We start from the raw sequence: 13,356 nt of genomic DNA on the forward strand, positions 1-13,356 counted from the left end.
CGTTCTTGCCAAGCAGTTGATGGTTGCGATGCCTCAGAAAGTGATGAACGAGCGATTGCCGGCGTTTCTGATGACGCAGCGCATCATCGTGGGCGCGCTCTTGCAGGGGACGCTCGTGTTTCTCGCGGTGGCGATCTATTTGCGCGTCAAGGAACCCGAGGTCGACTTCACGCTGGGGCTTTCGCCCATCTCCGTGGCGGCGGTGGTGGTGGCCATCCTGGTGGTGCTGGCTCAACCGCTCGTCGCGCGATGGCTGGTCGCCCGCTCGCGGCAGCAGATCGCCGATGGCACGTGGAACCCGCCAGGGGGGCATTCGCCGGCCGATTCTTATATCGACACGGGGGACACCGGCCGCCTGATGGCGGTCTATCAGACGAAGACGATCGTCTCGTGCGCCATGCTCGAAGGAGCGGCCTTCTTCGCCACCATCGCGGTCCTCATGGAGGGGGCGATCATTTGCCTCGTCGTGGCGGTCGCGCTCATGGTGGCCATCGCCGCTCGCTTTCCCTTCGAACGGCAAGTCTCGGAGTGGATCGAGCAGCAGCACCGGCTCATCGACGACGCACGCGGATTCACTCGATAGAAGTTCGCGCTACGAGCTCACGGTGCTCGTTGAGATCGCTGGCTGACCTCTTGCCAGATGGCGGTCAGGCCTAGCTTTTGGGTCCATTCCGCCATGTAAGCGGAGTCGATCGAGACCTTTCCCGACCGCAAGACGCCGGCGATGTCTCGCAGATGTTTCTCCGAACCACCCTCGCGGTAGAATTCCATCTTCTTGATCAGGACATCCTCGGGAGACGCAAAGGTCACCTTGCGGTCTGGTAGGGCGGCGACTTCAGTCCGTCTGCCCAGTCGCGACTGATCGAAGGCGGAGTCGGTCAGAACCATAAAGTCGATCTTGTACCCTGCCGCAGGGTGAATCACATTGAAATGCCGCCTTGATTTCGCGGCTTGAGCGACTGCAGCGGGGCTGACGTAGTAATCTTCTTCCGAGAAACCAGCGCAGAATTCGTCGACCCGCTCGGGGGGCAGTTCGATCGCAATGTCGATATCGTTCGTGAAGCGTGGTTCGCCGTAGGCAATCGTGGCCACGGAACCGGTGACGAGATATCGGAGGCCCAGTCGGTCGAGGTGATCGGCGGTATGCCGCAACAGGTCAGTCAGTTCCACTCAGCAGCCTCCGCCCGGCTTCGAGTTCGACCTCGCGCTCCGGCCAGTCGGGATGCTCGGCGCGAACGATGCAGAGGAGCATGTTTCTGGCGGATCGCCACATCCCGAAGGCGATTTCCAACCGCTCGCGGGAGGACTTCTCGGCAAGAATGGCTGCCATCTCCCGATCGACCATCTCGAAGGGCTTGATTTCCATCGGGCGTGCCCTGGGGCGCTCTCGGGGCTGAATGGGTGATGGGTTCGGCAGTCGTTATTCTGCCTCTCTTGCGGCTCGAGGTCTATCAGCCGACCTTCCGGAAACGCGAAAGAAAAAGGGGGGGTGATGGCTGCGACAGGCTCCCGCGGGGGCAGGGCTAAAAATTCGCGCAAGAATCACCCCTCGTTGGGCTTGCAATCCAGAACGATTCGGGCAAAATAGCGAGATTCGCGCAAGGTCCTTGAGGGCCTTGGCTAAGGTCGTACCCCGTGGCCGTGGCGACGTCTGTTCTTCGTCGTCGGCAGAGCCGCTGGCAGGTATGCCCCTCGTACATCATTTGCGCCTCATCCGCCGTGCGATTGCCGCGTGGCCGAATTTGGGCGATGCCGAACGACCAAAGGATTGAAACGAACATGTCGGAAGTTTTGAAAGTCGAGCTTCGCAACGACCTGGGCAAACGCCACACGCGCCGGCTGCGCCGCGCGGGCTCGGTGCCTTGCATCCTGTACGGCCACGGCGAAAAAGTCGTCAACCTGGCGGCCAGCGCCGAGCAAATGGCCGCGGTCATCCGTCACGGCAGCCGCATCGTCGATCTCGAAGGAGCGGTTTCCGAGAAGGCCCTGCTCCGCGATCTGCAGTGGGACGTCTACGGCATCGAGGTGTTGCACGCCGATTTGACGCGAGTCTCGCTCGATGAGAAGGTACAGGTCACGCTTTCCGTCGAGATGCGTGGCGAGGCCGCCGGCATTCGGGATGGGGGCGTCATCGAACTGCTGCAGCACGAGGTCGAGATCGATTGTCCCGCCGGCTCGATTCCGGAAAAGCTGGTGGTGAACGTGAATCACCTGGGGCTCGGTCAGACGCTGACCTTCGGGAAGCTTGAGCTTCCGGCCGGCGCCTCGCTCGTCTCCGACCCGCACGAGGTGGTGGTGTCGTGCCATCTGCCGGTCGAAGCCAAGGAAGAGGAGGTCGGCGCCGAGGGGGCCGAGCCGGAGATCATCGGTCGCGCGGCGTCCGAGGAGGAGGAAGAAGAGGAATAGGCTGGCCGCTTGTGGCTGGTCGACTGGGAGCGTGCCTGCGGTAAGGTAAGGCATGCCCTCCAGGGGAGAACCGATGAAGCTGGTGGTTGGCCTGGGCAATACCGGCCGCAAGTACGAGGGAACCCGCCACAACGTCGGCTTCGAGGTGTTGGCCCAACTGGCTCGCGAGTATGGCAGCTCGCCGGGCAAGTCGGCCTTCCACGGTGAAGTGAGCGAGGCAAGCGTGCGGGGACATCGTACCCTGTTGCTTGCCCCCCATACGCTGATGAACCTGAGCGGGACGAGCGTGCTCGCCGCCCGGGATTTTTATAAGATCGAGAATGCGGACCTGCTGATCATTTGCGACGACTTCCATCTGCCGCTGGGCAGGTTGCGGATGCGAGTCAAGGGATCGGCCGGGGGACAGAAAGGGTTGGCGGACATCATTCGCCGGCTGGGCAGCGAAGCGTTTGCCCGGCTGCGAGTGGGCATCGGCGAACCGCCGGCGAACTGGGATGCCGCCGATTTCGTGCTGAGCAAGTTTACAAAACAAGAGCGGCCAGAAGTCGATCTGGCCGTGCGGCTCGCGGCAGACGCCGTGGCCCTGTGGGCGGCGGAAGGAACGGCCGCCTGCATGAACCGTTACAATCGAGACCCGGAGAAGGAGTGAGCAGTTGCCATCTCAAGTTTACGAGTGCCTGTTGATCCTCGATTCGAATCGGTACGCTCGTGATCAGGCCGGCGTGTCGGGTCAGCTTGCCGAGTTCGTGACCAAGCATGGCGGCGAAATGCTCGCCAGCCGTCTGTGGGAAGAACGTCGCCTGGCGTATCCCATCAACGGACAACGCAAGGGGACCTACTGGCTGACCTACTTCAAGCTCGACAGCCGCAAGCTGACCGACGTGAAGGGTGATGTTCGCCTCAGTGAGAGCATCCTGCGAGCGCTCTTCCTGAAGGTCGATCCCCGCATTGCCGAAACGCTGGTCAGCCACGCCCTGTCGGGCGGCGTCCGCAAGGAAGCCCCAGCGACGGAACGCGAGCAAGAACGCGATGGCGAAGGGGGCGCACGTCGCCGTGGCGCCGTCGAGGCGACGGCCTAAGTCCCCCCCGGCGATGCGGACTGCTGGTTCGAGTCTGCGAGACGATGCCGTGGCATTTCGCCACGGCGGCGATCGCGGTGCTTGCCCGGCGTGCCCTGCTTTGGTAGCTTCAACAGCTAGGGAACGTTTGTTCATATAGGCAATTTGGTGCGTGCCGGCGGGCAATCCCTGCCGCCGAGCGCGAAGTCGGGCACCGCGATTGCTAGAACCGAGAGATGGAGCGACCTATCTATGGCTGCCAGCTATAACCGCGTCATGCTCGTCGGCAATCTGACCCGCGACCCCGAATTGCGTTACATCCCCAGCGGTACGGCGGTCACCGATATCGGGCTGGCCATCAACGAGAAGCACAAGAACGCCAAGGGGGAATGGGTCGAGGAGACGGTCTTCGTCGACGTGACGCTGTGGGCCCGTCTGGCCGAGATCGCCGGCGAGTACTTGAACAAGGGTTCGAGCGTGCTCATCGAAGGGCGACTGAAGCTCGACACCTGGGAGACGGACGGGCAGAAACGCTCGAAGCTCAAGGTGATCGGCGAGCGGATGCAGATGCTCGGCGGTAAGGGAGAAGGTGGCGGTGGTGGTGGCGGCGGCGGTCGTGCCCGACAGCGAGGTGGCGACGACGAATATGGCCCCCCCCCAGAACGGCGTCAGGAGCGGAACGTCTCGGCCTCGTCGTATAGCGATGGCGGCGACGACATCCCCTTCTAGCGGATTGTTTGGCCAACTCCGAGATACGAATCAACCATCAGTCGTTGCCCCACGGCGGGCGACTTACTCGAAATAGCACGTGAGGAAGCGATGCCCCAGACGAAAGTGAAGCGAAGTGTTGCCGGCCCCGGCAAGCGTCTTCCACGCGGTGAACGCGGCGGGATCGAACTGCTGTTGATCCAAGGGGTAGACCACCTGGGCAAGGCGGGCGACGTCGTGGAAGTCAAGCGCGGGTACGCGATGAACTACCTGCTGCCGCAGGGGCTCGCGACGCTGGCCACGGCCCACCACAAACGCATGGTCGAGAAGCACCGTGCCAAGCTGTTCGAGATCCAAAAGGCGCGTCTGGCCGGCCTGCAGTCGATGGCCGACGAGTTGAGCAAGCTCAGCATCACGGTCGATGCGAACGCCAACGACGAAGGTCACCTCTATGGCTCGGTCGGCGCCGTTGATATCGTCAACGCCTTGAAGAAGAACGACGTGACGATCACCGACGATCAGGTCCGCCTGCAGGGGCCGCTCAAGGAGTTGGGCCTCTACACGGTCAAGATTCACCTGGGGCACGAGATCGAAGCCGACCTCAAGGTCTGGGTCGTGCCGACCGTTTCCGAAGAAGAAAAGACCGAGGCCACCTGAGCCACCGTGCAGGCTTGAGCCTTGTTGCCGTATCGAGCGGCGGCCGCTCCGGATCCCCCCGGACGGCTGCCGCTTTTTTTTTCGTCGCGCGAGTTCGTTCGCTCGACATTCGACGGCTAACCCCCGCAGTTTTCGCACATCTCGCAGTCTGGTCGAGCCGCGACATTTGTCATGACGAACTCCTGGCAGTCGCTTGCGACGCAGCGCACACCCACTATGATCGACCACGTGATGAGAATGCGAGCGGACACTTGATTTCGGGCCCAGCGGCCACGACACGTCGCACAGGGAGGATGGACGGGCATGGCAATTCGCCCAGACGAGCAGTCCGGAGGACGCGTGCTGCCGCGCGATCTCGATGCCGAGCGGGCCGTGTTGGGCAGCATCCTGCTCGACTCGCAGATGTGCGACGAGGTGGCGCTGGTGATCCGCGCCGACGATTTCTATCTGGCCGAGCATCAGACCCTCTATCGCCACATTCAGGCGATTCATAACGAGAGTCACAACGTCGACATCCTGCTCCTGGCCAATCGTCTGAGGCGCGAGGGAGAGTTTGAAGCGGTGGGGGGCGCCGCGGCGCTGGCCGAGATCGCCCAGAGCGTGCCGACCGCGGCCAATGCGATCCATTACGCCTCGATCGTACACGACAAGGCGTTGCTGCGGGCATTGATTCACACGAGCAACGAGGTGCAGCGGCGCGCCTTCAACGAGACGGAGGATCCGCGCGAGTTGTTGAACGACGCCGAACGCGAGGTCTTTCTTATCAAGGACCAACGCTCGACGAGCGTCGTCAAATCGATCGAAGAGGCGTTGAGCGAGGCGCTCGACCAGATGTACGCGCGCAGCGAGCATGGCGCCTCGGGCGTGCCGACGGGGCTCGTCGATCTCGACGGCCTGCTGGGGGGGCTGCAAAAGTCGGAGCTGATCATCCTGGCGGCCCGTCCGAGCATGGGCAAAACCGCACTGGCGGCCAACATCGCCGAACATGCCTCGCTGCAAGAGAACACGACGACGCTGTTCGTGAGTCTCGAAATGTCACGCATCGAGCTCGCCAACCGCATGCTTTGTTCTCTGGCGCGCGTCGATTCGCAGAAGGTCCGGCATGGATACTTCAGCGAGGACGATTCGAATAAGCTGGTCAAGCACAGTTCGGAGTTCAGCAAAGCTCCGCTGTTTATCGACGACACCGCCAGCCGCACGGTGAGCGAAATCTCATCCGTCGCTCGCCGGCTGAAACATCGCCGCGACGGCGGCGGGCTGGGGCTGGTGGTGATCGACTACTTGCAGTTGATCGAGCCGGACAATCAAAAAGATGCCCGGCAGGAACAGGTCGCCAAGATCGCCCGCCGGCTGAAGATGCTGGCCCGCGAGCTCGAAGTGCCGGTGCTCTGCCTGGCGCAGCTCAATCGGCAGGCCGAGGTATCGCGCGACAATCGACCGCGCTTGAGCCATCTCCGCGAGTCGGGGGCCATCGAGCAAGATGCCGACGTGGTGATGTTCGTCCACCGCGAGGAGTACTATCACACGCAGGAAGAAGCCCGGGCCAATAACCTCGAAGGCCGCGCCGAGGTGATCGTGGCCAAACAGCGCAATGGCCCGATCGGCGAGATCCAGCTCACCTGGCTCAAGCAATTTACACGTTTCGAAAACAGCGCCGATCGCCGCGAAGAGACCTTCGTCGAGACGTACTGAGATCGCTGCCATGTCGCACTCTTCGCCGGACGAAGCCGTGCTGGCAGCCGCCGTCGCGGCCATCCAGTCGGGCAGCGTGGTCGATCTCGAACGGCTCTTAGCGGCGCAACCGGCACTCGCGACGGCCCGACTAGAAGCATGCACGGGAGAGAACGATCGTAGCGCTTCAAAGACCTTGCTGCACGTGGCGACCGATTGGTCGGGACACTTTCCGCACGCCTCGGAAACGGTGCGAACGCTCGTGCGAGCGGGCGCGGATGTGAACGCACGTTTCGTCGGGCATCATCGCGAGACACCGTTGCACTGGGCCGCGAGCTGCGACGATGTCGACTTGCTCGACACGCTGATTGAGTTGGGGGCCGACTTGGAAGCAGACGGCGGCGTGATCGCCAATGGCACGCCCCTGGCAAATGCCGTGGCCTTCGGACAGTGGCGCGCCGCGAACCGGCTCATCGAGCACGGTGCCACAGCAACCCTCTGGCAGGCGGCTGGTCTTGGCCTGGTGGATCGAGTGGCGAGCTTTTTTACGGACGATTCGCTCCCCCACCCGGAAGCGGTGACGAACGCCTTTTGGTGCGCCTGCCACGGGGGCCAGCAAGAGGCGGCAAAGTACCTGCTCGAGCACGACGCCGATTTGAATTGGATCGGGCACGATCAGCTCACGCCCCTCGACGCGGCCCAGCGCAGCAAGAAACCCGAGTTGGCCGCGTGGCTGGTCGCCCAAGGGGCTATCTCCGTTCGCGACGGCAAGTAGCATCGAACCCTTTCCCCCAGCTTGAATTGACACTGGCGCGGCCTCCCTCCTATGATCCGCCCCGCCGTGCTCACGGTCTCGGGACGCTCTATTGTCGGAGGGAAGCATGCTGCCATTGCTAGCGGATCGTGGGGGGCAGGCCACGAATCTCACCAATCACGCTCGCATGGCGAATTGCGCGCCGGCCCAGGAGCACGCTCCCTCGGTCATGGCGGCGGGTCGCGCGCACCTGGTGGGAGTCGCCGGGGCAGGGATGCGCTCGCTGGCCCGCTTGCTCGTCGAAGCCGGCTGGGACGTTACCGGTTCGGACCAATGCCTGGCGGGACACCATGCCTCGGCGGTGCGGCCGACGCTCGACCTGGTCGTCCACAGCGCGGCCATCGCGCCCGACAACGTCGAGCTACAGCGCGCCCGCGAGTTGCACGTGCCCACGCTCGGCTATGCCGAGACACTGCGGCTGCTCACGTACGGGCGGACCACCCTGGCCGTGGCCGGCACGCACGGCAAATCGACCACCACGGCCATGCTGGTCGAGATTCTGGGCGCGAGCGGGCTCGATCCCTCGCACATCTTTGGCGCGGCGCGTCTGGCGAGCGATGCGCCCGGTGGCCATTGCGGCGAGGACCCCGTGTTTGTCGTCGAGGCCTGCGAATACCGTCGCCACTTTCTACAACTGTCGCCGCAATTGGCGGTCATCACCGGGGTCGACGCCGATCACTTCGACTGTTACCCGCAGCTCGACGCCCTGGAAGAAGCATTTGCCGAGTTCGCCGATCGCGTGCCGGCCGATGGTGTCATCGTGCGACGCGCCGAGTGTAAGGTAGCCGGTCGGGCGACGGCCGATCTCGCGGCGCGTGTCGTCACGTTTGGCGGTGTTGTCGGCGCCGATTGGCGCGCGGTGCCCCTCGAGCAGGATCGTGGCCGGTACACGTTCCGCATCGAACGCGCCGGGCGTTCGTTCGTCGAGTGCCGGCTATTGGTTCCCGGACGCCACAATATGTTCAATGCCCTGGCGGCGGCGGCCCTGGCGGCGGAGTTTGGGGTGCCGGCCGAGGCGATCGTGGCGGGACTGTCTCATTTCCGTGGGCTGACACGGCGTTTGGAGACGCTGGCGGTCGACTCGGGGCTCCACCACCTCGACGACTACGCCCATCACCCCACCGAGGTGGCAGCCACCCTGGCCGCCATCCGCGAAATGTACTCCGACAGCCGGGTTTGGTGCGTGTTTCAGCCGCACCAGATTTCGCGTACCGAACATCTGCTGGACGAACTGGCTGTCAGCTTGCAGAATGCCGACAAAGTGATCGTGGCCGATGTCTTCGCCGCGCGCGAGCCATCGACCGAGGCACGGAGCCTGGCTGTCGCTTTGGCGGAATTGACCTCGCGCCTGGGCGCCGCGATCGTGCCCCTGCACGACACCGACGAGATCGCCGCTCACCTGGCGAGTGAATTGCAACCGGGAGACGTGCTGGCCACCCTGGGGGCCGGCGATATACGGAAGGTACACGATGGCGTTCTTGACCGGGTTCGAGGAGTTCGCGCGGCCGCGTGAGCCACTTGCCCCGCACACGTGGTTCCACCTTGGCGGTCCGGCCGAGTTCTTTGCCGAGCCACGCACCCTCGACGAGCTGTCGGCGCTCGTGCGCCGCTGCCACGAAACCGAAACGCCCGTTCGTCTGCTCGGCGGCGGTTCGAATCTGCTCGTGCGCGAGGATGGCGTGCCGGGGCTGGTGATTCGGCTGCCCGAGGCGGCCTTCGGCCAGATCGCGGTCGAGGGACGCCGCGTCAAAGCGGGCGGGGGCGCCAAATTGGGCCATGTCATTTCCACCTCGGTACGCGAGGGGCTGGCCGGCCTCGAACCACTCGTCGGCATTCCCGGCACGCTGGGGGGCGCCTTGCACGGCAACGCCGGCAGCCGTGGTGGCGACGTCGGCCAGTGGACGCGACGCGCCACGGTCATGTCGCGCAGCGGCGAGATCAGCACGCGCGAGCGAACCGAACTCCACTTCGCCTACCGCGAGAGCAGTCTCGACGACCTGGTGATTCTCGAGGCCGAGTTCGAACTCGAAAAAGACGATCCGACCGAGCTCACCAAGCGCATGCAGAAGCAATGGATCGTGAAGAAAGCCTCGCAACCGCTGGGCCATCAGAGTGCGGGCTGCATCTTCAAGAATCCACGCGGCATCAGCGCCGGCATGCTCGTCGACCAGGCCGGGCTGAAGGGGCATCGCATCGGTGGCGCCGAAGTGAGCGAACGCCACGCCAACTTTATCGTCTCCGACGAGAGCGCGACGAGCCAGGATGTGCTCCGCTTGATCGAGTTGGTGCGCGATCGAGTGGCCGAGCGTTTCGGCGTGGAACTCGAAACCGAGATCGAAATCTGGTAACCGGCGCCGGCGCCAAATAGTGAACGCCAGACTGACTCACAAGGAGGTGAGCCGGTGAGTGCGAAAAAGAACGCTCCTCCCCGCAATGATTTCCGCCTGTTACGGATGCTCGTCTGGGACGGCAACGTACGTCGCGCCCTGGCCGTGGGCCTGGTCGTGCTCGTGGTGCTCTGGTTCGCCGGGCGTGCTTCCTGGCTCTATGTGCGCCGCCATGTCACGGCACGCGATGAATACCGTCTGACGGTCGACGACTTCCATCTCACGCCCCCGCCAGCCTGGATTCGCACCGAGGTGCGCACCGAGGCGGTACGCGCCACCGGACTCGATCGTGGCGCCTCGATCCTCGACGACGATCTGGCCGTGCGCGTGGCGGAAGGCTTCAAGCTGCATCCCTGGATCGCGCGTGTCGACCGTGTGACGAAGAGCCATCCGGCCCGGGTCGACGTCGAAGTAACGTATCGCCAGCCCACGGTGATGGTCGAGGTGCCCGAGGGGCTCTACCCGGCCGACGCCGCCGGCATCTGGCTACCGACGGCCGACTTTTTGAAAGACCCGCTCGACGCGCAGCGCAACTACCCGCGACTGGGTGGCATCACGACCGAGCCCCAGGGACCGGTGGGAACCTACTGGGGAGACCCGCGCGTGCGTGGCGGGGCAAAGATCGGCGCCCAATTGATCGATCGTTGGGTCGCTTGGGATCTCGAGCGCATCACGCCGGTCGGCGAGAACTTTTCTAGCGACGGAAGCGGGCAGCTTTACGAGATTCGCACGCGCGACGGTGCCGTGATTCAATGGGGCCACGCACCCGAGGCGGAAGCGGACGGCGAAGGGAAAGCGGCCGACAAGGTTGCCAGGATCGGCGAATTCATGCAAGCACGCCAGGCGAGCGGTGGAGCCGCGGGTCCCCACGAGCTGGATCTGCGTCACGCAGGAGCAACTCCTCATACGGCCAATCGTACACCCGCGCGAGACGCGCGCTAGCGGGCGGGCGTCTCGGCCGCCGCCATCGTTCGGCGGTGCGAAATTGCCAGGCGATCGGCCACCACCGTGTCGATGAGCAGTTGGCAGACGTGGTAGGCGATCATGGGCAGCATGGCGAGGCCATCGTAGTAGGTGATGGCGATATAGAGCCCCATCATCAGCGTCTTCTGGCTGCCGCTGAAACCGACCGCCACACGATCGGCGCGATCGAGGCCGATCAAGCGGCCGATCGCATGGCCCGACCATAGCATCGAGACGTGCAGTCCGATTACGGCGGCGAACATGATGAACCAGTCGAGCGGCTCGATTTGCACCTCGCCGGCGGAGAACTTCAAGCCCGCCTTCACGGCGCCGATCCAGGCCATCAGGAGAATGCCGCATTGACCGATCGAGCCGAGCGTACCGACGTGCGCCGCGGCAAACCGCGCCACCGGGGCGTAGAGTCGCACACCTTGTGCGGCAAAGGTCGGCAGCACGACCTGCACCGCCAGTGCAAGGACCATCTGCGCGAGATCGATTTCAACCGATGTGCCCGTCGAGAGGTAAAGCAAGACGGGCGTGGCGAGAAAGCAGAAGAAGTTGGTCGAGATCGTGACCAGCAGGGCCACGGCATCGTTGCCGCCGGCGCGGCGTGTCCACACCGCCGCCGAGGCCATCGTGCAAGGCAAGGCCGCGGCAATCAGCAGGCCCTGGGCCAGATCGGGGCGCAAAAGCGGCGCCACGCACCAGGCGACCAGCGGGAGCAGGCCCCAACTGATCGCGATCGCCAGCACGACGGCCCGGGGATGCGTCAACGCGCGCCAGACGGTGTGCGCGTCGAGCGGCAGCGCCATGAGAAACAGGACGAGCGCGACTACCGCTGCCTGGGGAATCGCCTCGGCCAGGGGATCGAGCTGCCGCGGAAACAACAGGCCGCTGGCCAGCAAGACCGCCAGGCTCAGCAAGAACCACTGCCGCGAGAGAAAAAGCCGCATCGACGACCGCCGTTGACTCGAACCAACACCACCCTGGGAAGCATGTCGGTCGCTACTCTACCGCAAACGGCCCCCAGCGGCGAAGGGGGGCATGTCTGCCCCGAATCTAAAAGTGATTGCCTACCGCGAAGGCGCGAAGAGCGCTAAGGAAATGAACTGCACATTGGAATGATGCATTACACGGCATTTTGGCACGAAGGGATACCGCTCGTTTTTGCACATGGTTTATTCCTTTGCGCTCTTCGCGCCTTCGCGGTGGATTACCATCGTCATGGAGGTCAGTTTTCCGATTGCTTGGCTTTTGCTTCCTCGGCGGTATTGCGCACTTGGTGAACGATTTGCTCCTCGACTTGGGGAGACCACACGGTGGGGAGTCCGTAATAGACCATCGCTCCTCCTCCTTCGTAGCCACCTTCGGTGAGCACGCGGCGCGAGGGGATGTAGGCCATGACGTCGTTCGTGTAACCGGAGACCCACGTGTGCGGACCGAGTTCGTGCTCGAGGCGCAGTGCATAGTCGACGACCACCTCGCCGCCCAACGTGACCCAGTGGAGCTGTGGTCCGATCTGCCACACTTGAACCGGGTAAGGGTAGGTCGAACTTAAGGGCGTTCCGCCATCGATTTGCTCGAGCAGGTACGTCGCGCGGCTGGCGACATAACGATCGCCCGACGCTGCCTCGCTCTGCAATTGCTCGCGCGTGGGGAGTCGATCGAACTCGAGCGGCAACTCGCTGTACGACGCGCCGAGAGACCCCGTTACGGGGGTCGCTACGGCGTTCAAGGCACGATCCACCGCGTCGGCGAGTTGGTTTCCATACTGTTCGGCCAGCTCCGTCGTGCGCCGCGGTATCGGGTTCTGATCCGCGCCGCAGCCTGCCCAAAAGAGGGCGATCGCCTCGGGATGCCGCTGCTCGAGGGCGAGCTGCGCAAAACCCGGGTAGTCACCCGACCACTGAAACGAGCTCAGGCACGTGGCATGGCAGGCATAGCCGAAGGCCACGGCAAGTAGCTGACCAGCGCCGTCACGCACCGAGAGCACCGGCACGGAGTAATCGACCGGGCCACGTAGCTTGCCCACCGTACGGAGCTGGGGCACCTCGTTCTCGGGATTGTTGCGGCGATTCACCGCAAACGTCGCCTGGCCTTCGTTAAAGGCGATCTCGCGCGGCGCCAGCTTCTCGATGGCCTCGCCGACAACGGCCACGATCGAATCTTCGAGCGTCTTGGTGTAGCTGCGCACGAGCGAGGCCTGCTCGTCGTCGAAGAAATACATCGGCCGCAGGTTGTGTCCCACGACGGGGCCCGTGTGGGTGTGCGAGCAATTGAGGGCTACCTGCGAACGATCGAGTTGGTGCTTTTCCTGCAACCGATCGCGCACGTTGTTCGAAATCTCGCGATCGATGCCCACGAGATCGAGCGTCACCAGGGCCACGCGGCGCCCGGCGGGATCTTCGAGCACGAGACACTTGGCCCACAGGTCGGTGAGCTTGCCGTCGGCCGGCTTGTCGCGACTGGCGTAGCCCGACATCCACATGAATTGCTCGGGCGTGATGCTGCGTCGGGCGACGCCAGCCTTCCAATTTTCGGCACGAGCAGACGCCGCGACGAGCGACACGCCCACCAGCGCGAGCAACAAGGAACGAACGAACCAATAGGGCACGTGGCAGCGCGACATGGGAATCTCCCGGTCATGCCGGCCACCAGGGACTGGGCCGGACGACTTCAGCAGGGGGGCATG

The 13,356-nt window shown here is 63.9% G+C and carries 15 protein-coding genes; 11 read left to right on the plus strand and 4 right to left on the minus strand.

What is annotated here, in order from left to right; all coding sequences use genetic code 11:
* Positions 1-28: 28 nt before the first annotated feature.
* Positions 29-583, plus strand: a complete 555-nt coding sequence (locus KF708_05000) for a hypothetical protein (GenBank protein MBX3412055.1) — start codon at positions 29-31, stop codon at positions 581-583.
* A 17-nt stretch (positions 584-600) separates the two neighbouring features.
* Here KF708_05000 and KF708_05005 read toward each other — a convergent pair whose 3' ends face one another.
* Together KF708_05005 and KF708_05010 are read right to left on the minus strand one after the other, a co-directional pair.
* Positions 601-1,170, minus strand: coding sequence for a nucleotidyltransferase (locus KF708_05005; GenBank protein MBX3412056.1), 570 nt, complete (start codon positions 1,168-1,170; stop codon positions 601-603).
* Complete coding sequence (locus KF708_05010; GenBank protein ID MBX3412057.1) at positions 1,157-1,366, minus strand: hypothetical protein; 210 nt, start codon at positions 1,364-1,366, stop codon at positions 1,157-1,159. The genes KF708_05005 and KF708_05010 overlap by 14 nt, the downstream gene beginning before the upstream one ends.
* Positions 1,367-1,779: 413 nt before the next feature.
* On the opposite strand from KF708_05010, the gene KF708_05015 reads away from it, so the two are divergent.
* The 10 genes from KF708_05015 (at position 1,780) to KF708_05060 (ending at position 10,643) form a co-directional block, all read left to right on the plus strand.
* Positions 1,780-2,406 (plus strand): 50S ribosomal protein L25, encoded by a 627-nt coding sequence (locus KF708_05015; protein MBX3412058.1) that lies wholly within the window; start codon positions 1,780-1,782, stop codon positions 2,404-2,406.
* A gap of 73 nt (positions 2,407-2,479) precedes the next feature.
* The gene (gene pth, locus KF708_05020) at positions 2,480-3,055 is read left to right on the plus strand and encodes an aminoacyl-tRNA hydrolase (GenBank protein ID MBX3412059.1); all 576 of its coding nucleotides are present in this window, start codon (positions 2,480-2,482) and stop codon (positions 3,053-3,055) included.
* 4 nt (positions 3,056-3,059) lie between these two features.
* A complete protein-coding gene (gene rpsF / locus KF708_05025) occupies positions 3,060-3,485 on the plus strand; it encodes a 30S ribosomal protein S6 (protein ID MBX3412060.1) in 426 nt (141 codons plus the stop codon).
* Positions 3,486-3,716: 231 nt separating this feature from the next.
* Positions 3,717-4,193 carry a single-stranded DNA-binding protein gene (gene ssb / locus KF708_05030; protein ID MBX3412061.1) on the plus strand — a complete coding sequence of 159 codons (477 nt, stop codon included), beginning with the start codon at positions 3,717-3,719 and terminating at the stop codon, positions 4,191-4,193.
* A 90-nt stretch (positions 4,194-4,283) separates the two neighbouring features.
* Positions 4,284-4,829, plus strand: a complete 546-nt coding sequence (rplI, locus tag KF708_05035; GenBank protein MBX3412062.1) for a 50S ribosomal protein L9 — start codon at positions 4,284-4,286, stop codon at positions 4,827-4,829.
* 303 nt (positions 4,830-5,132) lie between these two features.
* A complete protein-coding gene (dnaB, locus tag KF708_05040; protein ID MBX3412063.1) occupies positions 5,133-6,521 on the plus strand; it encodes a replicative DNA helicase in 1,389 nt (462 codons plus the stop codon).
* 10 nt (positions 6,522-6,531) lie between these two features.
* Positions 6,532-7,275: an ankyrin repeat domain-containing protein gene (locus KF708_05045; protein ID MBX3412064.1), complete on the plus strand. Its 744-nt coding sequence runs from the start codon at positions 6,532-6,534 to the stop codon at positions 7,273-7,275.
* Between the two features lie 106 nt (positions 7,276-7,381).
* The gene (gene murC / locus KF708_05050) at positions 7,382-8,827 is read left to right on the plus strand and encodes a UDP-N-acetylmuramate--L-alanine ligase (GenBank protein ID MBX3412065.1); all 1,446 of its coding nucleotides are present in this window, start codon (positions 7,382-7,384) and stop codon (positions 8,825-8,827) included.
* Positions 8,784-9,662 (plus strand): UDP-N-acetylmuramate dehydrogenase, encoded by an 879-nt coding sequence (murB, locus tag KF708_05055; GenBank protein MBX3412066.1) that lies wholly within the window; start codon positions 8,784-8,786, stop codon positions 9,660-9,662. Before murC ends, murB begins: the two co-directional genes overlap by 44 nt.
* 54 nt (positions 9,663-9,716) lie before the next feature.
* Positions 9,717-10,643: a hypothetical protein gene (locus KF708_05060; GenBank protein MBX3412067.1), complete on the plus strand. Its 927-nt coding sequence runs from the start codon at positions 9,717-9,719 to the stop codon at positions 10,641-10,643.
* Here the strand turns inward: KF708_05060 and KF708_05065 are convergent.
* Together KF708_05065 and KF708_05070 are read right to left on the minus strand one after the other, a co-directional pair.
* Complete coding sequence (locus tag KF708_05065; GenBank protein ID MBX3412068.1) at positions 10,640-11,617, minus strand: bile acid:sodium symporter; 978 nt, start codon at positions 11,615-11,617, stop codon at positions 10,640-10,642. The two genes, KF708_05060 and KF708_05065, sit on opposite strands and share 4 nt — an antisense overlap.
* 278 nt (positions 11,618-11,895) lie before the next feature.
* Positions 11,896-13,293 carry a neutral/alkaline non-lysosomal ceramidase N-terminal domain-containing protein gene (locus tag KF708_05070; GenBank protein MBX3412069.1) on the minus strand — a complete coding sequence of 466 codons (1,398 nt, stop codon included), beginning with the start codon at positions 13,291-13,293 and terminating at the stop codon, positions 11,896-11,898.
* Between the last annotated feature and the right edge of the window lie 63 nt (positions 13,294-13,356).

It is taken from the genome of Pirellulales bacterium (genome assembly GCA_019636335.1).
GTDB lineage: Bacteria > Planctomycetota > Planctomycetia > Pirellulales > JAEUIK01 > JAHBXR01.

Coding starts and splice junctions, on each gene's coding strand:
- KF708_05000 (MBX3412055.1), top strand. CDS start 29: ATGCCTCAGAAAGTGATGAACGAGCGATTGCCGGCGTTTCTGATGACG.
- KF708_05010 (MBX3412057.1), bottom strand. CDS start 1,366: ATGGAAATCAAGCCCTTCGAGATGGTCGATCGGGAGATGGCAGCCATT.
- KF708_05015 (MBX3412058.1), top strand. CDS start 1,780: ATGTCGGAAGTTTTGAAAGTCGAGCTTCGCAACGACCTGGGCAAACGC.
- pth (MBX3412059.1), top strand. CDS start 2,480: ATGAAGCTGGTGGTTGGCCTGGGCAATACCGGCCGCAAGTACGAGGGA.
- ssb (MBX3412061.1), top strand. CDS start 3,717: ATGGCTGCCAGCTATAACCGCGTCATGCTCGTCGGCAATCTGACCCGC.
- rplI (MBX3412062.1), top strand. CDS start 4,284: ATGCCCCAGACGAAAGTGAAGCGAAGTGTTGCCGGCCCCGGCAAGCGT.
- dnaB (MBX3412063.1), top strand. CDS start 5,133: ATGGCAATTCGCCCAGACGAGCAGTCCGGAGGACGCGTGCTGCCGCGC.
- KF708_05045 (MBX3412064.1), top strand. CDS start 6,532: ATGTCGCACTCTTCGCCGGACGAAGCCGTGCTGGCAGCCGCCGTCGCG.
- murC (MBX3412065.1), top strand. CDS start 7,382: ATGCTGCCATTGCTAGCGGATCGTGGGGGGCAGGCCACGAATCTCACC.
- murB (MBX3412066.1), top strand. CDS start 8,784: ATGGCGTTCTTGACCGGGTTCGAGGAGTTCGCGCGGCCGCGTGAGCCA.
- KF708_05065 (MBX3412068.1), bottom strand. CDS start 11,617: ATGCGGCTTTTTCTCTCGCGGCAGTGGTTCTTGCTGAGCCTGGCGGTC.
- KF708_05070 (MBX3412069.1), bottom strand. CDS start 13,293: ATGTCGCGCTGCCACGTGCCCTATTGGTTCGTTCGTTCCTTGTTGCTC.